This window comes from Gordonia sp. NB41Y, from assembly GCF_030718915.1.
GTDB classification, from domain to species: domain Bacteria; phylum Actinomycetota; class Actinomycetes; order Mycobacteriales; family Mycobacteriaceae; genus Gordonia; species Gordonia desulfuricans.
The window spans coordinates 4,698,224-4,717,649 of sequence record NZ_CP132196.1 but is presented as its reverse complement, the minus strand read 5'-3'; the positions used below and the strand labels follow the sequence as shown (position 1 = coordinate 4,717,649).

The 19,426-nt window shown below is 68.0% G+C and carries 17 protein-coding genes; 5 read left to right on the top strand and 12 right to left on the bottom strand.

Annotated features, from left to right (window positions below; genetic code table 11):
- Positions 1-432: 432 nt before the first annotated feature.
- The 8 genes from Q9K23_RS20375 to Q9K23_RS20340 form a co-directional block, all read right to left on the bottom strand.
- Positions 433-1,185, bottom strand: coding sequence for a sirohydrochlorin chelatase (locus tag Q9K23_RS20375; RefSeq protein WP_020793803.1), 753 nt, complete (start codon positions 1,183-1,185; stop codon positions 433-435).
- Positions 1,182-2,372, bottom strand: a complete 1,191-nt coding sequence (locus Q9K23_RS20370) for a uroporphyrinogen-III synthase (protein ID WP_020793802.1) — start codon at positions 2,370-2,372, stop codon at positions 1,182-1,184. The genes Q9K23_RS20375 and Q9K23_RS20370 overlap by 4 nt, the downstream gene beginning before the upstream one ends.
- Positions 2,369-2,782 (bottom strand): nitrite reductase small subunit NirD, encoded by a 414-nt coding sequence (gene nirD / locus Q9K23_RS20365; RefSeq protein ID WP_053778116.1) that lies wholly within the window; start codon positions 2,780-2,782, stop codon positions 2,369-2,371. The genes Q9K23_RS20370 and nirD overlap by 4 nt, the downstream gene beginning before the upstream one ends.
- The gene (gene nirB / locus Q9K23_RS20360; protein ID WP_053778117.1) at positions 2,782-5,382 is read right to left on the bottom strand and encodes a nitrite reductase large subunit NirB; all 2,601 of its coding nucleotides are present in this window, start codon (positions 5,380-5,382) and stop codon (positions 2,782-2,784) included. The genes nirD and nirB overlap by 1 nt, the downstream gene beginning before the upstream one ends.
- 30 nt (positions 5,383-5,412) lie before the next feature.
- Positions 5,413-6,957, bottom strand: a complete 1,545-nt coding sequence (locus Q9K23_RS20355) for a nitrate/nitrite transporter (protein WP_053778118.1) — start codon at positions 6,955-6,957, stop codon at positions 5,413-5,415.
- Positions 6,958-7,176: 219 nt separating this feature from the next.
- Positions 7,177-8,031, bottom strand: a complete 855-nt coding sequence (locus Q9K23_RS20350; RefSeq protein ID WP_053778119.1) for a TIGR02569 family protein — start codon at positions 8,029-8,031, stop codon at positions 7,177-7,179.
- Positions 8,032-8,155: 124 nt separating this feature from the next.
- Positions 8,156-9,331 (bottom strand): adenylyltransferase/sulfurtransferase MoeZ, encoded by a 1,176-nt coding sequence (gene moeZ / locus Q9K23_RS20345; protein WP_053778120.1) that lies wholly within the window; start codon positions 9,329-9,331, stop codon positions 8,156-8,158.
- A gap of 128 nt (positions 9,332-9,459) precedes the next feature.
- Positions 9,460-10,419, bottom strand: a complete 960-nt coding sequence (locus Q9K23_RS20340; protein ID WP_053778139.1) for a DUF3152 domain-containing protein — start codon at positions 10,417-10,419, stop codon at positions 9,460-9,462.
- 297 nt (positions 10,420-10,716) lie between these two features.
- On the opposite strand from Q9K23_RS20340, the gene Q9K23_RS20335 reads away from it, so the two are divergent.
- Positions 10,717-11,397, top strand: a complete 681-nt coding sequence (locus tag Q9K23_RS20335) for a TetR/AcrR family transcriptional regulator (protein WP_053778121.1) — start codon at positions 10,717-10,719, stop codon at positions 11,395-11,397.
- A gap of 125 nt (positions 11,398-11,522) precedes the next feature.
- Here the strand turns inward: Q9K23_RS20335 and Q9K23_RS20330 are convergent, their stop codons facing one another.
- Positions 11,523-11,753 (bottom strand): DUF3107 domain-containing protein, encoded by a 231-nt coding sequence (locus tag Q9K23_RS20330; RefSeq protein ID WP_059037508.1) that lies wholly within the window; start codon positions 11,751-11,753, stop codon positions 11,523-11,525.
- A gap of 225 nt (positions 11,754-11,978) precedes the next feature.
- Positions 11,979-12,668: a ferritin-like fold-containing protein gene (locus tag Q9K23_RS20325; RefSeq protein WP_053778122.1), complete on the bottom strand. Its 690-nt coding sequence runs from the start codon at positions 12,666-12,668 to the stop codon at positions 11,979-11,981.
- A gap of 280 nt (positions 12,669-12,948) precedes the next feature.
- On the opposite strand from Q9K23_RS20325, the gene Q9K23_RS20320 reads away from it, so the two are divergent.
- Together Q9K23_RS20320 and Q9K23_RS20315 are read left to right on the top strand one after the other, a co-directional pair.
- Positions 12,949-14,580 carry a DEAD/DEAH box helicase gene (locus Q9K23_RS20320; protein ID WP_053778123.1) on the top strand — a complete coding sequence of 544 codons (1,632 nt, stop codon included), beginning with the start codon at positions 12,949-12,951 and terminating at the stop codon, positions 14,578-14,580.
- Positions 14,581-14,674: 94 nt separating this feature from the next.
- A complete protein-coding gene (locus Q9K23_RS20315; RefSeq protein ID WP_053778140.1) occupies positions 14,675-15,892 on the top strand; it encodes a hypothetical protein in 1,218 nt (405 codons plus the stop codon).
- A 27-nt stretch (positions 15,893-15,919) separates the two neighbouring features.
- Here Q9K23_RS20315 and Q9K23_RS20310 read toward each other — a convergent pair whose 3' ends face one another.
- Together Q9K23_RS20310 and Q9K23_RS20305 are read right to left on the bottom strand one after the other, a co-directional pair.
- The gene (locus Q9K23_RS20310; RefSeq protein ID WP_053778124.1) at positions 15,920-16,711 is read right to left on the bottom strand and encodes an AAA family ATPase; all 792 of its coding nucleotides are present in this window, start codon (positions 16,709-16,711) and stop codon (positions 15,920-15,922) included.
- Positions 16,712-16,785: 74 nt separating this feature from the next.
- Positions 16,786-17,307, bottom strand: a complete 522-nt coding sequence (locus tag Q9K23_RS20305; RefSeq protein WP_053778125.1) for a hypothetical protein — start codon at positions 17,305-17,307, stop codon at positions 16,786-16,788.
- 537 nt (positions 17,308-17,844) lie between these two features.
- Between Q9K23_RS20305 and Q9K23_RS20300 the strand changes: the two genes are divergently transcribed.
- Entirely contained in the window at positions 17,845-18,795 is a 951-nt protein-coding gene (locus Q9K23_RS20300; protein ID WP_053778126.1) for a diacylglycerol kinase family protein, read from the top strand.
- A 368-nt stretch (positions 18,796-19,163) separates the two neighbouring features.
- Positions 19,164-19,418, top strand: a complete 255-nt coding sequence (locus Q9K23_RS20295; protein WP_006330074.1) for a WhiB family transcriptional regulator — start codon at positions 19,164-19,166, stop codon at positions 19,416-19,418.
- Positions 19,419-19,426: the final 8 nt, after the last annotated feature.

The window sequence follows — 19,426 nt, the reverse complement described above, 5'->3', positions numbered from 1 at the left end:
CCGACGAGGAGCGAAGCGACAAGTCGAGTCGAAACCTCCGCCGGCCGAACCCGAAACGCAACCCACGGTCAAGGTGGTCACCGACACCGTCAACCCACCCAGGTTTCGACACGGGTCCTCGCGACGCTCGGTCCCGGCTCAACCACCAAACCCCCACCCACCGAATCTGGTTGCAACCATTGATGGTTGAGCCGACGAGGAGCGAAGCGACAAGTCGAGTCGAAACCTCCGCCGGCCGAACCCGAAACGCAACCCACGGTCAAGGTGGTCACCGACACCGTCGACCCACCGAGGTTTCGACACGGGTCCTCGCGATGCTCGGCCCCGGCTCAACCACCAACTTCCGTTGCGGCAATTGATGGTTGAGCCGACACGGAGCGTAACGAGGCACCACCCACTTCGAGGTGGTCACCGACATCGCCGACAGCGACGTCAGTGCAGCAGCGGCGCGGTGGTGCGGTAGGGACTCACGGCCGCACGCATGCGGGTGACGATGAGGTCGACGATCGCCGGGTCGGCACCGAGGGGCTCGGTGACGGCATCGGCACCGTAGGTGAACAGCCGCTGGTGGAACAGACCGGGCGCCAACAGATGTGACGCCACCACGACGCGACGGCCGGTGCTGCGGGCCTGTGCGATGGCATCGGGAACAGTGGGTGTCGCGGTGGCGATGAAGCCCACCTCGACGTGCCCGCCGATCAACGACTCGAGCTGGCGGGCGGCCAGTGACACCTGCGCACAGGCCGACGGATCGGAGGAACCGGCTGCGGCCAGGACCACCGCATCACCGGGACGCCAGCCCGCCTCGACCAGGCGACGACGGGTGACATCGGCGATCACCGGATCGGGTCCGAGCGCACGGGTGACGATGGTGTCGGACCGTCCCGCGAGGGCAACATGCTCGGGAATGTCTTTGCGCACATGGTATCCCGATGCCAGGAAGGCGGGCACGAGCACTGCCGGGCGGCCATGGTCGAGGTCGGCGATCACCTCGCTGGGAGTGGGACCCAGCACGTCGACGAAGGCCGTGCGGGTGCAGCCCACCTTGGCGGCCACCAGCTCGGCGATCTCGGCGATCACCGCGACGCCGTGCGGATTGCGGGTCCCGTGCGCCACGAGCACCGGGTGCACGTCGGCCAGCCGGTCGCCGTGTGGAAGTCGGAACTGCTTGGTATGTCGAATCATTCGTCCCAGGTCTCGTCGGGTTCCTCGGCCTCGTCGTATTCCAGGTCGACGGCCAGCCGATAACCGCGTTTCACCACGGTCTGGATCATCTTGGAGTCACCGAGGGCCGCCCGCAGGCGTGCCACCGCGACTTCCACCGCATGGGTGTCGGCACTGTCACCCGGTAGTCCGCGCAGCAGTTCCTGCCGCCCGACCACCCGTCCCGGCGCCTTCGCCAGCATCTTCAACAACAACTGTCCGGTCGCGGACACGTCTCGCATCTCACCGTCGACCAGGACCGCCTGACCGCGGATCGCGGTGTCGTGGCCGGCCACCCGCAGGGTGCGGCTCCGGCGCGGCAGCTCGTCGGTGATCAACCGCACCAACGCACCCAACCGGAATCGGCGTGGATAGGCCGTCGGGATCTGCAACGCCTCCAGCGGACCCGCACTGACCGACCCGACACACATCACCGGCACCGCCGTGCGCATCGCGTGCACGAACGGCTGCAGCTTTCCCAGTTCCTTGGCCCGGGTGAGGATCGCCGCAGCGGCCGGAGCACTGGTGAAGGTGATGGCATCGAGGTCGGCCCGGATGGTGGCCGTGATCAACTTGTCGATCCGGCCCACATCGGGATGCATGTTCCACCGGTACACCGGCACCGCCAGGACATCGGCACCGGCCGCGCGCAACACCGCGCAGAAGTCCGGCAGCGGCTCCCACTCGGTGGTGGCACCGTGCAGCTGCACCGCCACCCGCACCCCGTCGACACCCTCGGCCAGCAGGCGGTCGAGCACCTCCGACGACGACTCGCTCTCCGGCGACCATTCCTCCCGCAACCCGGCGGCACGGATCGCGCCCTTGGCCTTCGGACCACGCGCGATCAGCCGGCTCTTGTCCAGCGCGGCCACCAGCGCCTCGGCCTCGCCCCACCCGTCGGCGGCCTCCACCCAACCGCGGAAACCGATTCCGGTGGTGGCGACCATGATGTCCGGCGGATCGGCGATGATCCGACCGGTCACCCGCTCGAGTTCGGTGTCGTCGACGAGCGGCAGAATCCGGATCGTCGGCGCCAGCATCACCTCGGCACCGCGACGCGTCAGCAGCGCCGCGAACTCCTCCGATCGCCGGGCCGCGGTGATCCCGATGGTGAATCCCTCGAGGGGCAACTCGTCCGGCACGGTGGCCGGGCGGCGGCTGTCGCTCATCGTGTCCCATCGACGGCAGCGGCGAAGTGGACCTCGACGACACCGTCGACCACCCGCACCGCCAGCGACGGCACCGCGACGGTGTCGTCGTCGAGGCACACCCCCGACCGCAACGAGAACACCTGCTTGCCGATCGGGCTCGCCACGGTGGGCTCGCCGCCGTGGTCACCGGTCAGCCCGCGCGAGAGCACCGCGGCGCGGGCGAACGGGTCGATGTTGCCGATCGCGTGCAGCCGCGACCGTCCGACGGCCTCTCGGTCGGTCTCCGACGCCGGGATGCGGAACAGCGCGGCCTGCGCCCCGTCCGGTCCCAGCACCCCGACGCCACGTCCGACGACGAGCTCGTCGAGTGCACACACGCGCACCCAGACGCCCGTCTGAGTCTGTTCGGCAGTGTCGATGATCGTCATCAGCGCACTCCTTCCGATTCCAGCGGGACATCCGTCCCGGCCGATTCCACGAGGACACCGGCCCCGACCGACGCCGACCGAACGGTGGGCAGGTCGAGCAACACCGGGACCTTGCGCTCGTCTCCCTCGGTGAACCGGATGGTGGGGTCTGACACCTCCGGAGCGTTCACGAACGACACGAACCGCTTCAGCTTGTCCTCGTCTTCCAATACTGCGGCCCACTCATCACGGTAGCCCGCGACGTGGAGCTCCATCGCCGCCTCCAGCTCGGCGGCCAGCCCCAGGCTGTCGTCGCAGACCACCGCCTTGAGGTGGTCCAGTCCGCCCTCGAGCGACTCCAGCCACGGCGCGGTGCGCTGAAGTCGGTCGGCGGTGCGGATGTAGAACATCAGGTACCGGTCAATGTAGGCGACGAGCGTCTCGTCATCCACACCACCGGCCAGCAGCTGCGCGTGCTTGGGTGTCTGACCGCCGTTGCCGGCGACGTACAGGTTCCATCCGTGCTCGGTGGCGATCACACCGACGTCCTTGCCGCGGGCCTCGGCACACTCGCGGGCACAGCCGGACACACCGAACTTCAGCTTGTGCGGCGACCGCAGACCGCGGTACCGCTTCTCCAGGAACACCGCCATCCCCACCGAGTCCTGCACACCGTAGCGGCACCAGGTGGAGCCGACGCAGCTCTTGACCGTCCGCAGGCTCTTGCCGTAGGCATGCCCCGACTCCATGCCCGCATCGACGAGGCGACGCCAGATCTCGGGGAGCTGATCGACCCGGGCACCGAACAGATCGATCCGCTGGCCACCGGTGATCTTGGTGTACAGGTCGAAGTCGCGGGCGATCTCACCGATCACGATCAGCTGTTCGGGGGTGACCTCGCCACCCGGCATCCGCGGGACCACCGAGTACGACCCGTTCTTCTGCATGTTCGCCAGGAAGTGGTCGTTGGTGTCCTGCAGCCCGGCCTGCTCGCCGTCGAGGATGTGGTCGCTCGACGTCGACGCCAGGATCGATGCGACGGTGGGCTTGCAGATCTCGCAACCCGATCCGGCTCCGTACCGCTCGATCAGCTCGGAGAAGGTACGGATTCCGGTGACCGCGACGATCTCGAACAGCTCGGCGCGCGACTGCGTGAAGTGCTCACACAGCGACTTGCTGAGCTGCACGCCCGACGCCTCGAGCAGGGCCTTGATGCTGGGCACGCAACCACCACATGTGGTGCCCGCCGAGGTGCATCCCTTGATCGCCGCGATGTCGCAGGCGCCCTCGGCGATGGCCGAACAGATCGTCCCCTTGGAAACGCCGTTGCACGAGCAGATCTCGGCATCGTCGGGCAACGCGTCGATACCGACGCCCGCACCGCCGCCCGCCGGGGTGATCAGTGCCGCCGGGTCACCCGGGATCGCGCGACCGACCATCGGCTTGAGCATCGCGTACGCCGACGCGTCACCCACCAGGATGCCGCCGAGCAGGGTGGACGCATCGTCGGAGATGACGACCTTGGCATACTTGCCGGCCACCGGATCGGAGTAGACGATCTCGAGGGCGTTCTCGGTGGTGCCCATGGCATCACCGAAGCTGGCGACGTCGACACCGAGCAGCTTGAGTTTGGTGGACATGTCCGCCCCGGGGAACTCCGCGGCTCCGCCGAGCAGTTGTTCGGCGACCACCTCGGCGGTGGAGTACCCCGGGGCGACCAGTCCATAACAACGCCCTTCGACCGCGGCCACCTCACCGATCGCGAAGATGTCGGGATCGTCGGTGCGGCAACCGGTGTCGACGAGCACACCACCTCGTTCGCCGACCGCCAGACCGGCATCGCGGGCGAGTTGATCACGCGGGCGCACACCGGCCGAGAAGACCACCAGTGCCGCATCGATCACCGACTCGTCGCTCAGCGTCACCGACACCCCGCCGGTTCCGTTGTCGGCGATGGCCGACGTGCCGACCCCGGTGTGCACATGCAACCCCAGATCGGTGACGAGATTGGCCAGCACCGCACCGCCGCCGTCGTCGACCTGCATCGGCATCAGCCGCGGGGCGAACTCGACGACATGCGGGGTCATCCCCAACAGCCGCAACGCATTCGCCGCCTCGAGGCCGAGCAGCCCGCCACCGACCACCACGCCGACCGCACCCGGTCCGGCGACCTCGGCCACCGCGCGGATGCCGTCGAGATCGTCGAGAGTGCGGTACACGAAGCACTTCTCGTGATCGTGACCGCTGACCGGCGGGACGAACGGGTACGAGCCGGTCGCGAGCACCAGCGCGTCGTAGTCGACGGTACGACCGGAGTCGGTCACCACCCGGCGGCCGGCGCGGTCGACGGAGGTGACCGTCTCCCCCAACAGCGACTCCACCACGACGTCACCGTCATAGGTGTTGCCGCTCAAGGCGAGTGCGGTGCGATCCCACTCGCCCACGTAGGAGGACAGGCCCACCCGGTCGTATGCGGGTTCGGCTTCCTCTCCGATCACCACGACGCGCCAGGTGCCATCGGTGTCCCGCCGGCGCATCTCCTGCACGAATCGATGTCCGACCATTCCGTGTCCGGCGACCACGACGGTGCGCGACGTGTTCATCTCGGTTCCCTTCGTCATGCGTGTACTGCTCTCGTCTGCCAGGCCCGGTCAGGCCTTCGCCTCGACGGTCTCGGTGTCGGTGGCTTCTGCGATGTCGGTGGACTCTGCGGTGTCGGTGGACTCTGCACCCTTACCGGAACCCTCCAGTGCCGCGGCGATTTCCGGTGAGACCACGTGGATGTCGTCGGTGTGGCTGTAGTTCGGGTCGAGGACGACCTCCCGGCGGGCGTAGAACCACCAGGTGATGACACCGGCGATCACGTAGAAGGCCAGGAAGATCCAGAAGGCGACGGTGGCCGACTGGTTGGCCTTGTAGCTGCTGCGCAGCACCAGGTTGATCGCCACGCCGCCGAGTGCGCCGACGGCACCGGCGATCCCGATCAGCGCCCCCGACATCGACCGTGACCACAGGGTGCGGGCCATGCCGTCGACACCGGTCAGGTTGCGGGACTTGTGCTCGAAGATCGTCGGGATGATCTTGTAGACAGAGCCGTTGGCGATACCGGAGATGGCGAACAGCAGGATGAACCCGACGATGAATCCGGCCAGCTGCGGCGTCTCGATCTTGTGGCCCGCATGTCCGTCGGCGACGGTTCCGGCGATCACCAGGATGACCGAGGAGGCGACCATGCCGACGAAGCACCACAGGGTGACCTTGCCACCGCCGAAGCGGTCGGCGAACTTCCCGCCGAGCGGACGGAACAGCGATCCCAGCAGCGGACCGATCCAGGCGATCTGTGCGGCCGAAAGTGCTGCCGCGGCGGCGGTCTCACCGGATGACTTGAACGAGATGTTGAGCACCTGGCTGAACGCAAAGGAGAAGCCGATGAACGATCCGAAGGTGCCGATGTAGAGGATGGAGATCAACCAGCTGTCGTAATGCTTGAGGCAGTCGATCATCGCACGGCCGCTGGAGGTCTGGTGATCGAGGTTGTCCATGTAGATCGCGGCACCGACACCGGCGATGGCGAGACCGACAAGGTAGATGGCACAGACGATCTCGGGCTTGTCCGAGGCCAGCCAGATCACCAGCAGGCCGAGCAGCTGCACGGCCGGCACACCGATGTTGCCGCCACCGGCGTTCAGTCCGAGGGCCCAGCCCTTCAGCCGCTGCGGATAGAAGGCGTTGATGTTGGTCATCGACGAGGCGAAGTTGCCGCCGCCGAATCCGGTGAGCGCCGCGACGAACAGGAACCAGCCGAAGCCGAATTCACCGGGGTTCATCATCAGCATCATGGTGAGGCCGGTCGGGACGAGTAGCACCACCGCGGAGAAGATCGCCCAGTTCCGGCCGCCGAATCGTGCAGTGGCCTGGGTGTAGGGGACGCGCAGGCAGGCGCCGACGAAGGTGGCGGTGGCCGCGATCACGAACTTCTGGTCGGCGTCGATCCCGTACTCGGGGCCCATGAACAGGGCCATCACCGAGAACAGCGACCAGATCGAGAAACCGATGTGCTCGCAGATCACCGACCAGAGGAGGTTGCGGCGGGCGATCTGGGCGTTGCCCTTGTCCCAGGCGACGGTGTCCTCGGGATCCCAGTCGGTGATCGTGTGGTCTCTTCGCAGGTTGTCCAGCAAACGTGATGTTGCCATGTGGTGTCCCATCGGGTTGGTGACAAGTGACTGTGCGTCAGGGCTGTGGCCGGGTGACCGACGATCAGCGTCGATCGTTGAACCAACGGTAGGGACGCCGTGTTGCGCCACTTGTCACGGTCGTGACTGAGAAGTCACGTTGTTCTCACATCACCCAGGCGAGGGTGTGAGCGGGATGGGATGGTGCGAATGCACCGACAGAACGGTGCGTACCAGCGGTTATACCATCAGACGGACGATGTCGACGACCCGTTTGAGACCGGGTAGCGCGCCGGCGGTGGACCGGGGGTGCAGGGCGTGGACGGCCAGCCGGAACATGGTGGCCCGCAGCATCATCTGCGGCCACTCGGGCTGATCGGACCAGCGACGGACCAGATCGTCGTCGGCGCCACCCCAGGCGAGCGAGTCGACGACGACCACCGCCGCCGCCCACGACGCCGGCCGCCAGTACGGCACGATGTCGGTGATCCCGGGTGCCGCCGCCCCGGCGAACAGCACGGTACCGAACAGATCACCGTGTACCACTTGGTTTTTCAGCTCCACCGGCTTACGTAGCGTGGCCAGCGTCTTGAGTATTGCGATACTCTCCTGCCCGTCCACCGAGGTCGGTTCGGCCATCCCCGCGGCGCGCGCGGTCCGCAACGGAACGTCCTCCCAGGCAGCCCGGTCGGCGGCGTTGAAGACGTCGACATCGGTGTGCGGCGGTGCGGGCTGTTGCAGCAGGAACCGAGGACGGTCCAGATCGGCGATGGCCTCGTGCAGCCGGTCGGCCACCGACACCACCTCGTCGTGACGTGGCTCGGGGGTTCCGGCGATATAGGTGTCGGCCCGCCAGCCGGACACCACATAGCGACCGTCGGTGGCCCGGAACGGACGGGCGATCCGCAGCCCCTCGACATAGAGGTTCTCACGTACCGACGCCGACCACGCGGCACGCGCGTGGTCGGGAACCAGCGACAGCACCACCTCACCGACGCGCCAGCCGCCCAGCCACGAGTCGCCCATCGCGATGGGCGGGTGGGCGGTCAACCCGAATGTGTTCAGCACATGCTCGGGCGGCTCGACAGTGTTCACGTCTGCAGAGATTACCGAGCCCGTCGGGCAATCCCCGGCAACGACGCGGTGACGCGCCCCGGCCACACCGGTCCGGGCGGGCCCGCCCGGCCGCGATCCCGGCACACCGCTTCGGGGCGGCGACTCAGTAGACCGGCAGTTCCTTGTCGACCTGGCTCGCCCAGGCGGTGATCCCGCCCTGCAGATGCCTGGCGTCGGAGAAGCCCGCGCGTTTGAGGGCGGCGAGGGCCTCGGCCGAGCGGATCCCGGTCTTGCAGTAGAGCACCGTCGGACGGTCCTGCGGGATGTCGGCGAGCGCCGCACCCGACAGGATGCGGTCCTTGGGGATCAGGGTGGCACCGTCGATGTGCACGATGTCCCACTCGACCGGTTCCCGCACGTCGATCAGGGCGATCCGGTCACCGGCGTCGATCTTGTCCTTGAGTTCGGTGGCCGTCAGCGTCGATCCGGCCGCAGCCTGCGCCGCCTCGTCGGAGACGACACCGCAGAACTCCTCGTAGTCGATCAGTTCGGTGATCTTCGCGCCGTCGGGGTCCTTGCGGATCCGGATGGTGCGGTAGGTCATGTCCAGGGCGTCGTAGACCATCAGCCGACCGAGCAGTGGCTCGCCGATGCCGCAGATCAGCTTGATCGCCTCGGTGCCCATGATCGATCCGATCGAGGCGCACAGGATGCCCAGCACGCCGCCCTCGGCGCACGAGGGCACCATCCCGGGCGGCGGGGCCTGCGGATAGAGGTCGCGGTAGTTGATTCCACGGCCGTCCGGGGCGTCCTCCCAGAACACCGACGCCTGACCCTCGAACCGGTAGATCGATCCCCACACGTACGGCTTGTGGGCGAGGACGGCGGCGTCGTTGACCAGATAGCGGGTGGCGAAGTTGTCGGTGCCGTCGAGGATCAGGTCGTAGCGGGAGAACAGCTCGACGGCGTTCTCGGGCTCGAGGCGCTGGTCGTGGATGTTCACCGTCACGAACGGATTGATCTCGCGGATCGAATCGCGTGCGGACTCGGCCTTGGGCCGTCCGACGTCGGATTGTCCGTGGATCACCTGGCGCTGCAGATTGGACTCGTCGACGACGTCGAACTCGACGATGCCGATGGTCCCGACACCGGCTGCGGCCAGATAGAGCAGGGTCGGCGAGCCGAGGCCACCGGCCCCGATCACCAGGACCTTGGCATTCTTCAGTCGTTTCTGTCCGGTCATCCCGACGTCCGGGATGATCAGGTGCCGGCTGTAGCGGGCGACCTCCTCGTTGGACAGTTCGGCCGCGGGCTCAACCAGCGGTGGCAAGGACGACACAGCTGTCTCCGATCATCGACGACGGATCAGGCCGCGGGGATGCGACCGACTGGCAGGGTCAACGATGCCCCGTGGTGGTGCATTCCCCACGTGCGCCCGGTCCGCATGAGTCACGCGGACGGGTCTCGTCAGGTCGGCGAATGTCCGGGGAACGGCCACGGGTTGGGCTTGCACACGAAGGCCGGGTCGGCCTTGATGTCGGGGTCGAGCGCCAGGATCTGGGCGTTGGCGGTCCCGAAGGACTGCTGCATCATGATCGGCGCGAGCGCCCCGTTCGCCGGACACGGCACGTGGTGCTCGTACCCGATACCGTGACCGACCTCGTGGTTGACCAGGTACTGCCGGTAGGCCACGTCGTCACCGGCATAGGACAGCGCCCCACGGACCCAGCGGGCCTCGTTGAGCGTGACCCGCTTGTCCGGGGGATAGAAGCACGACGTCTCCAGCTTGATCTGGTATCCGCACAGTTCCCGTGTGGTCCCGGTGGAGCCGAGCGAGATCCGTAGGTCCGGCTCGCCCCGGTCGATCCGCCGGAACGAGACCTTGCCGTCGCCGATCCAGCTGCGGTCGTTGGCCAGGGTGGTGTCGACCATCTTCGCGAACGACCGGTCACCACCGAAGTCCTGCCCGTTCAGGCCGTCCTCCACCTCGACGGTGTAGGTGTAGGCCTGTCCCCCGGTCCCGACCTGTCCGGTGGTGCCGGGCACCACGTGGAAGGTCTTCTTCCCGGCGACGGTGAACGCGCCTCCCGGCGGCAGGACGCCGGCGGTCAGTTGCGCCTCCTGGATCTGCCCGGTCGGTGCACCGATCGGGGTGGTCTCCTCGGTCACGAGCGCATTGCGGGCCGACGGATCGGGCGCCACCTCGGACGCACTTCCCCCGTCGTCGGAGTCACGGATGGTGAACACGAGCAGGATCACGGTCAGCACCACCAGCACCGGGATCGCATACGCCCGCCAGCCGTAGGTCGCGACGAATCGTCGCAGCGCATTCGGCTGCGGTTCATCGGCGTCGTCACCGGCGGAATCCCGACCGCGGTCGCCCCGGGCACGCCCGACCTCGTCGGTGGGATCCCAGCGGGCCCGCAGCGGCTGATCGGGAAGCGGACGAGGTCGTCTCGGTACATCCCCCGACCCGACCCGCCCCGACCCACCACGTGCGGTCCGCGGTCCGGCCTCCCCGGCCCGGACCCGCCCCTCGGTGCGGAACGCCCCCGGGTCCTTCGACTCGTTCCCGGGCGCATCTTCTGTGCGGCTCACGTGTCACACCTTCTCACAGGATGGCACGAATACCACGGAGGACATCGTTCCGGCGGACCGGGAACCGTGCCCCAACCGCGACGATGCCGCCGCCGATCGGCGTCACCCCCCGAGTACCCTCGAACCATGTCTACAGCCGCCAAGGCCTCCTCCGGGCGAAACGGAACCCGGCTCCCTCGGAGCGCACGGCGCATGCAGTTGCTCGAAGCCGCGAGCGAGATCTTCGTCGAACGCGGATACCACTCGGCGGGGATGGACGAGATCGCCATCCACGCGGGCGTCAGCAAGCCTGTGCTGTACCAGCATTTCCCGTCGAAGCTCGACCTCTACATCGCCGTGGTCGACTCGCATGCCGAAAAGCTCGTCGCCGACGTCAACAAGGCCCTGCTGACCACCACCGACAACCGCAAGCGCGTGCGGGCGGCGGTCGAGGCGTTCTTCGACTTCATCGACCTGGACAACTCCGGCTACCGGCTGATCTTCGCGTCGGATGTGATGGACCCTGCGGTCATCCGCCGCACCGAGGGCGCCACCGAGGCCTGCGTCGACGCCGTGTACGGGCTGGTCATGCAGGATTCCGGACTCGACCCCTACCGGTCGCGGATGCTGGCGGCCGGGCTGGTGGGTGCCAGCCAGGTGAACGCCCGCTACTGGCTCGAGGCCAAGCGGCCGATCGACAAGCAGACGGCCGTCGACACCACCGTCGCCCTGCTGTGGGGCGGGCTGTCGCACGTGCCGATGCAGCCCGGCGGTTCCTTCGGTGATCCGGTCGTCGTCGCCCCGGTCGACGACGGTCAGGCCGACTGACACCGAACCCGGCGCACCGGAGGACCCGGCCGGCGCACGAGCCCGACGAGCACAGAAACGACCGACGGCTGCCGTCCCCGTGAGGGGAACCGGCAGCCGTCGGTGTCTGCGGTGAACGCGACCGGTCAGGAACCGAAGCCCACCCGTCGTCCCTCGGCGGCGCCGACCTCGACGTAGGCGATCTTGGTGACCGGCACCAGGAACCGCGACCCGCGGTCGTCGGTGAGCACCAGGAGTTCCTGCTTCCCGGCGAGTGCGGCCTCGACCGCGGCGAGTGCATCCTCGGCCGGCAATGCCGAGGCGATCGACAGTTCGCGCGGGCTGTCGGTGATGCCGATCTTCACTTCAACGGTCATGGCCACCCTTCGGTTGTGGTTGGAGCTCGTGCGCGGGCTCGACGGTGACGCATCGTCGCCGAACATCCGCTCGCCGAACCAGGTTAATCCAGCGTCGCCGACCGATGTCAGCCGCTCCGCTATGGGCTGAACCGCATCCCCGGAGACGAGCGCGGCCCGCAGGTCCGATCTGTCGACCGCACGCGCCGGTGTCCGCGGCCTCCGGGACCCGGCCGCAACCCGGTCTCAGCCGAGACCGAGATCGGCCATCCGCTGCGCATGCCGTGCCGAGACCGTCTCGAAGAAGTCGGCGACGCCGTGCAGCGACGACGCCCCGGCGAACAGCAGATCCATCACGTCGTCCTCGGCGGCGAGCACCCACTGCGTGTGGGTCACCGCCTCCCCCAGCAGGCGTCGGCCCCACAGCGTCAACGGGGAACGCAGGTCGGGATCGGCCGCGATCGCGGCGTTGACGTGGTCCCGCGCGAACTGTGAATTGCCGGTCTCGGCCATCACCGACGCCACCACCTCACGCACCGACGCGGGCAGCATCTGGGACAGCTCGTTGTAGAAATCGGCGGCCAGGCCGTCGGCGACATACGCCTTGACCAGCGCCTCCAGCCAGGTCTTGGGGGTCGTCGCATCGTGATACTGGTCGAACACCTTGCGGTAGCGCACCACCGAGTCCACCGGGTCGAGTCCGCGTCGCGTCACCTGCTCGGCGAGCATCTCGTAGTGTCCGAACTCCGAGGTGGCCATGCGGGCGATGGCGATGCCGGCATCCTCGTCCGGGGCCATCGACGACTCGGCGACAAGGCGGTAGAAGGCGGCGTACTCGCCGGCGAGCAGGACCGCGAAGAGCTTGGCGATCGCACCGTCGTCCGGGTCGATCGAGGATGTCGGGAGGGGCTCGGACGCATCGGCAGACGGCGACATGCACTGATGGTAACGGGTCCGCCGAGGCCACCACGTACACTGATGGTCGGTGTAGTACCGCGGACGTTGCGTTCCACCCACGTGGATGTCCGGCAGCCCGACTGCCCCGCGACCGCGGACCACCCGGCATTGTGCGCGCACTTCGAGCCCACACCCGCCGTCCGACGCGGCCCCCGACGGCCGCGCGACGGCCCGCGAGATACGTCGATTCCCGGCGCTCGCGGTCATGTGGAGCCTTTCGTGCGTGCTCGAGCAGATACGAAAGGCACACGAAAACCACATGACGGATACCGGAACCGAATCAGACGTGCAGACGACCATCGTCGACGAGACCCACAGTTCGCCGACCTTCGCCGAGCTCGGCGTCGACCCCCAGATCGTCGAGGCGCTCGCCGACGACGGCAAGACCCACACCTTCGCGATCCAGGAACTCACCCTGCCGCTGGCGCTGGCCGGCGACGACCTCATCGGTCAGGCCCGCACCGGCATGGGCAAGACCTACGGCTTCGGCGTCCCGCTGCTGCACCGGCTGGCCAACGCCGCCGACACCGGGGTGCGCGCCCTCGACACCACGCCGCGGGCGCTGATCATCGTCCCGACCCGCGAGCTCTGCCTGCAGGTCACCGGCGACCTCGAGGTGGCCGCCCGCAAACTCGACGTCACCCTCGCCGACGGCACCGAGCGCAGGATCCGGATCACCGCGATCTACGGCGGCCGCCCCTACGAGTCGCAGATCTCCGAGCTGCAGGCCGGCGTCGACGTCGTCGTCGGCACCCCCGGTCGCCTCCTCGACCTGGCCAACCAGGGTCATCTGATCCTCGGCAAGGTCTCGGTGCTGGTGCTCGACGAGGCCGACGAGATGCTCGACCTGGGCTTCCTGCCCGACATCGAGCGGATCATCTCGGCACTGCCCGCCGACAAGCAGACGATGCTGTTCTCGGCCACCATGCCGGGCCCCATCGTCACCCTTGCCCGCACCTTCCTCAACCGGCCGACCCACATCCGCGCCGAGCACGCCAACGACTCCGCGGTGCACGAGCGCACCACGCAGTACGTCTACCGCGCCCATGCCCTGGACAAGGCCGAGCTGGTCGCACGCATCCTGCAGGCCGAGGGTCGCGGCGCCACGATGATCTTCACCCGCACCAAGCGGACCGCTCAGAAGGTCGCCGACGACCTCGCCGAGCGCGGGTTCGCGGTCGGTGCCGTGCACGGCGACCTCGGCCAGGTCGCGCGCGAGAAGGCGCTCAAGCGCTTCCGCAACGGCGACATCGACGTCCTCGTCGCCACCGATGTCGCCGCCCGCGGCATCGACATCGACGACGTCACCCACGTCATCAACTACCAGTGCCCGGAGGACGACAAGACCTACGTGCACCGGATCGGCCGCACCGGACGCGCGGGACGTACCGGTACCGCGGTGACCCTGGTCGACTGGGATGAGCTGCACCGCTGGGAGCTGATCAACAACGCCCTCAAGCTCGATGTCCCCGCCCCGGCAGAGACCTACTCCACCTCCGAGCACCTGCGTGAGGAGCTCGGTATCCCGGAGTCGGCGACCGGGCGGATCGCCAAGCCCAAGCGTGAGCGTGAGTCCGACGAGGGCGAGCGACGTCCCCGGGCCGAGCGTCCGGCCCGTACCCGCACCCGTCGTCGGACCCGTGGCGGCAAGACGGTGAACGACGATGCGGCCGAGAACACCGGCGACGCAGCCGCCGACTCCGCGGTCACCACCCCGGACACCGCAGCCGAGGGTTCCGCAGCCGAGGGCAAGAGCGACGGTGAGGGCACCGACGGCGCACCCCGTCGCCGGCGCCGTCGTCGTGGTGGCGCCCGCCGCCGCAGCGGTGGGGACACCGGCACCACCGAGAGCGCAGACGAGAGCACCCCGGCCGCGGCTGCCGCCGAATAACTCAGGGGAAGAAGCGATCTCGACGCCAACCGAGCATCAGGAACCGCCGGTGCGGACACCGATCACACCGGAACGCAGGACCCGCGTCGACCTGATGGTCAGCGCTGTCATCGTCGTGGTGCTCGTCGTCGCCGGTGTGGCGGTCTGGTACGTCTCTCCCGCTCGCCACGCCGACGACGTCCAGGCCGCATCGGACTCCCCGGCGTTCGCACCTGCCGACGTCGTACCGGCCGCCTTCGTCGCCCGCTGGCATGCGGCGTCGGTGGCCACCGGCACCCCGGCGATCACCAAGTCGCTGATCGTCACCGCCGACGGCGGCGAGGTCACCGGCCGTGACCCGGAGACCGGGCACCAGGTGTGGCGCTACTCCCGCGACATCCCGCTGTGCACCGCCGCGGCGGCGTGGCCGAACAGTGCCGACGAGGTACTCGCGGTCTATCGCAACTCCCGTGGATGCTCGGAGGTCACCGCCCTCGACGGCGGCACCGGGCGCCGCGTCGGCAACCGGACCAGCGACGCCGACGACACCCTGCATCTGGTCACCGACTCCGGCTATGTGCTGGCGCAAGGTCCCGGCCGGCTGGAGACGTGGGGATCCAATCTGGTCCGTGGCATCGAGTACGGCCGGGTCACCGCCCCGGTCAATCCCGACGTGCAGCCCGGCCGGACGGACTGCACCCTGTTCTCCTCGGCCATCTCCGGCGATCGCCTCGCGGTGATCGAACGCTGCGCCGACGATCCCGGATACCGGCTGACCGTGCTCGGGGCGCTGCTCGACAGCAACGAGAAGGTCACCCAGTACGGGTCGTCGCTGATCACCGACATCGCGACCGGCCCACCCCCGGTGGTCATCGCGATGAGCGGGTCGGCGATCGCGGTCTACGACGGCGGGACCAACGCGTCCGCCCCGAGCAGGCCCACCATCCGACTGTTCGACACCGACGGCGCACCGGCGGGCACCGACATCGTCCAGGGCAACCCAGCACCCCCGGCCGACAGCATCCCGCTGACCTCCGGCGGGGTCATCACCTACTTCACCGGCACCGCCACCGTGGTGCTCGACGCGCAGTCGCTACGTCCGCGCTACCTAGTGCCCTCGACGCTGGGTCCCGGCGAGATGATGGCCGGGGAGTTGCTGCTCCCGGGACCGTCGGGGGTCAGTGTGCGTGATCCCGCGACCGGCAGACCGGTCCGGACCATCGCGCTGAAGCGCGAGGGATACACCGGTGGCACGGTGAGCCTGCGGGTGGCCGGCGATTCGGTGGTGGAACAGCGCGGCCCGACCATCGAGGTGTACGGCCCCGCCGGCTGACAGGGCCCACCGCGATCCGCCCGAAGGTCAGCTCGGGTCGAAGGTACGGACCGGTTCCCCGGCATCCCAGTACTTGCGGAGGTTCTCCGCGAGCTGACGGTATGCCATGGCGCCCTTGTTCTTTCGGCCACGCATCACCGACGAGCCGGATGCCGACGCCTCGGCGAACCGGACGGTCCGCGGGATCGGCGGGTCGAGGACGGGCAGACCGTAACGGTCGGCGACGTCGGACAGCACATCGCGGCTGTGGGTGGTACGGGCGTCGAAGATGGTCGCCACCGCGCCGAGCATGGTCAGGTCCGAATTGGTGATCTGCTGGACCTCGGTGACCGTCCGCAGCAGCTGGCCCACGCCACGATGGGCGAGCGTCTCGCATTGCAGCGGGACGATCACCTCGTGCGCGGCGGTGAGCCCGTTGAGGGTCAGCACCCCCAGCGACGGTGGGCAGTCGATGAGGATCACGTCGAAGTCCTCGGCCACCTCGGCCAGCGCCCGCTTGAGCGCGTACTCCCGCCCCGGACGCATCAACAGCAGCGCCTCGGCACCGGCGAGATCGATCGTCGCCGGCAGCAGCGTCACGTTGTCCTCGGTGTCGAGCAACACGTCGGCGATCTCTTCGTCCCCCAGCAGCACGTCGTGCACCGACCGCTCGAGCTGGTCGGGATCATGCCCGAGCGAGAACGTCAGACACCCCTGCGGATCGAGATCCACGACGAGCACCGACACATCCAGATCCGCCAAAGCCGCACCCAACGACGCCACGGTCGTCGTCTTGGCCACCCCACCCTTTTGGTTCGCAATCGCGAGAATGCGCGTCATGCACCCCACCTTACGGCCGGTACCGCCGCCGCACGGACCTACCGGCCCCACCGATCACCGTGAGCGCAGGACGCTCACCTGGATCGACGTCCCTTCCCGGAGCCCCCGCTCCGCGGACTGCTGCCGCCGGGACGTCCCGATGACGGCGGGCGGGGCGGGGCGTCGTCCTCGACCAGGTCGGCGGAGATCCACCGCAGCGATGCCGGGGTGAACAGCATCACCAGGGTGGTCAGGGCGAGCAGGGCCAGCGGGACGGCGAAGATCGACTGACCGCTGGTGAACAGGTAATAGGCCACCGGGAGCAGCAACAACTGGGCGACCAGCGAGATCGCGCGGCCCCAGCGGCGGCCGACGAGCAGCGCCACGCCGCCCACCAGGACGCCACCGAAGATGATGCCGAACCACAGGGCGGTGCCGTAGCCGCTGATGAAGTCCTCGTGATGGCCGGCCATCTCACGAATCACCAGGACGACCGCGAAGATCAACGCCACCGCACCCTCGAACGTGGTCAGCGCACCTGCCACCCGGATCTGGGTGGGCGGCGCCTCCACGGCCTCGGTCCCCGCGTCGTTCTCCGGGTCTTTGCTCTTGCTCACCCGTCCAGAGTAGAAGGTGTGCGCACGTACGCTCTGCGCACCTGAGCCGTCGTCGACCTCTCCGACGCCGACGAGGCCCCGCAGCGCCCCCTCTGGCCCGAAACCCGGGGAGCGCCCGAAACCCGGGGAACGCCCGAAAGTGGGGGAACGCCCGAAAGTGGGGGAACGCCCGAAACCCGGGGAACGCCCGAAAGCAGGGGAAAGTCACCTTCCCCTACTTTCGCCATCGTCCCCGAGTTGCAACACGGGGAAGACGTCGAAACTCGGGGAAGAAGCACTTTCCCCTGGTTTCAGGGAGGGAGAACGGCATCGGGAGCGGTCACAGACCTCGGGGAAGGAACACTTTCCCCTGGTTTCAGGGGTGACGAGCGGCATCGAGAGCGGTCACGAACCTCGGGGAGGAACACTTTCCCCCGGTTTCAGGGGTGACGACGGATTGCGACGACGGGCGACGCGCGGCACCCGGACACGCGGTCACAACGACGCCGCCTGCGCGAAGCGACCGCTCACCCCATATCCTCAGGAGTCGTGCGCGTCATGCTCATCGTCAATCCGTTCGCCACCGCGACCAGCCCCGCGGGTCGTGATGCCCTGGTCAACACCTTGAGCTCACACTTTCCGGTGGATGTGGAGCACACCACACACCGCGGTCACGCCGGCGAACTCGGGGCCCGGGCGGCCGCCGAGGGCTACGACGCGGTGATCGTGCACGGTGGCGACGGCTCGGTGAACGAGACGGTCAACGGCCTCCTCGGCGCACCGTCCGCCCCGCCCCGCGACCGGCTGCCGATGCTCGCGGTGATCCCCGGCGGGAGTGCCAACGTGTTCTCGCGCACCCTCGGCATCGACCGGGATCCGTTGCGGGCGACACGTCAGGTGATCGAGCTGCTCGACCGCGGCGAGCATCGTCGGATCGGCCTGGGCCACTCCGCCGACCGCTGGTTCGTGTTCAACGCCGGTATGGGCATGGACGCGATCATCGTCCACGCGATGGAGGACAAGCGGCAGGCCTGCAAGGCCGCCACACCGGCGCGGTATCTGTGGACCACCGTGCGCAGCTTCTTCAGCAACGCCTCGGACACAAAGACTTTCACGGTCACCACCGCCGACGACAAGCCGCTCGAGAACGTGCGATTCGCCTTTGTCAGCAACACCAGCCCCTGGACATACCTGGGCAGTCGGGAGATCCGCACCAATCCGACAACCGGATTCGACACCCGCCTCGGCGTCTTCGCCGCCACTTCTACCGGCGTCATGGCCAATCTCCCGCTGGCCACCCGGCTGCTGACCCACCGCAACCCCAAGGCCCGGCATCTGTTCCGCACCGACGACGTCGAATGGGTGGAGTTCAGCGCCGACGAACCCCTCGACGTCCAGATGGATGGCGACTACATCGGCGCGCACACGGCGATCCGTTTCGACCATCGTCCCGATGCCCTGGACGTGGTCGCACCCCTCCCTCAGAACGGGACAATCGACCCGAAGTGAGCCAACCGGACATCCCGGACGGCTGTGACCGGAGCCACTGCTGTGGTGGAACTCATCACACCTGCTTGGCCTGATCATGCCGGACGACGGGTTCCGACCTGCAGAATTCGCCCACCTGAACCGAGGATCGAGCGTATAGTAGATCATCGTGGTTCGAGCTGACCCACCGCCCCCCGCCAAGGGCGCTCCACCGACAGTGATATTGCCCACGTGTTAACCGAAGCCCATTGACTTCGTCTGGATTCGTGAAAGTATTCACAAGCAACAACGCGGAAACATTCGGTGCCTCCGCGTGAACTATCGGTTACAGCCACAACCACCCGCATAGAGGTTTTCGAGTGGTGCGCAAAGCACCTGAAGGAGAAGTAATGGACTGGCGTCACAAGGCCATCTGTCGCGACGAGGATCCGGAGCTGTTCTTCCCAGTGGGAACCAGCGGTCCGGCCATCGCCCAGGTCGCCGACGCAAAGCTCGTCTGCGCGCGTTGCCCCGTCACCGCCGAGTGCCTGTCGTGGGCCCTGGAATCGGGCCAGGACGCAGGCGTCTGGGGCGGAATGAGCGAGGACGAGCGTCGTGCACTGAAGCGTCGCACCGCACGCACCCGTACCCGCAGCAGCGTCTAGCGAGTACC

Bases quoted from the DNA above. Each gene is read 5' to 3' on its own strand.
- Q9K23_RS20375 (WP_020793803.1), bottom strand. From the start codon at position 1,185: ATGATTCGACATACCAAGCAGTTCCGACTTCCACACGGCGACCGGCTG.
- Q9K23_RS20370 (WP_020793802.1), bottom strand. From the start codon at position 2,372: ATGAGCGACAGCCGCCGCCCGGCCACCGTGCCGGACGAGTTGCCCCTC.
- nirD (WP_053778116.1), bottom strand. From the start codon at position 2,782: ATGACGATCATCGACACTGCCGAACAGACTCAGACGGGCGTCTGGGTG.
- nirB (WP_053778117.1), bottom strand. From the start codon at position 5,382: ATGACGAAGGGAACCGAGATGAACACGTCGCGCACCGTCGTGGTCGCC.
- Q9K23_RS20355 (WP_053778118.1), bottom strand. From the start codon at position 6,957: ATGGCAACATCACGTTTGCTGGACAACCTGCGAAGAGACCACACGATC.
- Q9K23_RS20335 (WP_053778121.1), top strand. From the start codon at position 10,717: ATGTCTACAGCCGCCAAGGCCTCCTCCGGGCGAAACGGAACCCGGCTC.
- Q9K23_RS20330 (WP_059037508.1), bottom strand. From the start codon at position 11,753: ATGACCGTTGAAGTGAAGATCGGCATCACCGACAGCCCGCGCGAACTG.
- Q9K23_RS20325 (WP_053778122.1), bottom strand. From the start codon at position 12,668: ATGTCGCCGTCTGCCGATGCGTCCGAGCCCCTCCCGACATCCTCGATC.
- Q9K23_RS20320 (WP_053778123.1), top strand. From the start codon at position 12,949: ATGACGGATACCGGAACCGAATCAGACGTGCAGACGACCATCGTCGAC.
- Q9K23_RS20315 (WP_053778140.1), top strand. From the start codon at position 14,675: ATGGTCAGCGCTGTCATCGTCGTGGTGCTCGTCGTCGCCGGTGTGGCG.
- Q9K23_RS20310 (WP_053778124.1), bottom strand. From the start codon at position 16,711: ATGACGCGCATTCTCGCGATTGCGAACCAAAAGGGTGGGGTGGCCAAG.
- Q9K23_RS20300 (WP_053778126.1), top strand. From the start codon at position 17,845: ATGCTCATCGTCAATCCGTTCGCCACCGCGACCAGCCCCGCGGGTCGT.
- Q9K23_RS20295 (WP_006330074.1), top strand. From the start codon at position 19,164: ATGGACTGGCGTCACAAGGCCATCTGTCGCGACGAGGATCCGGAGCTG.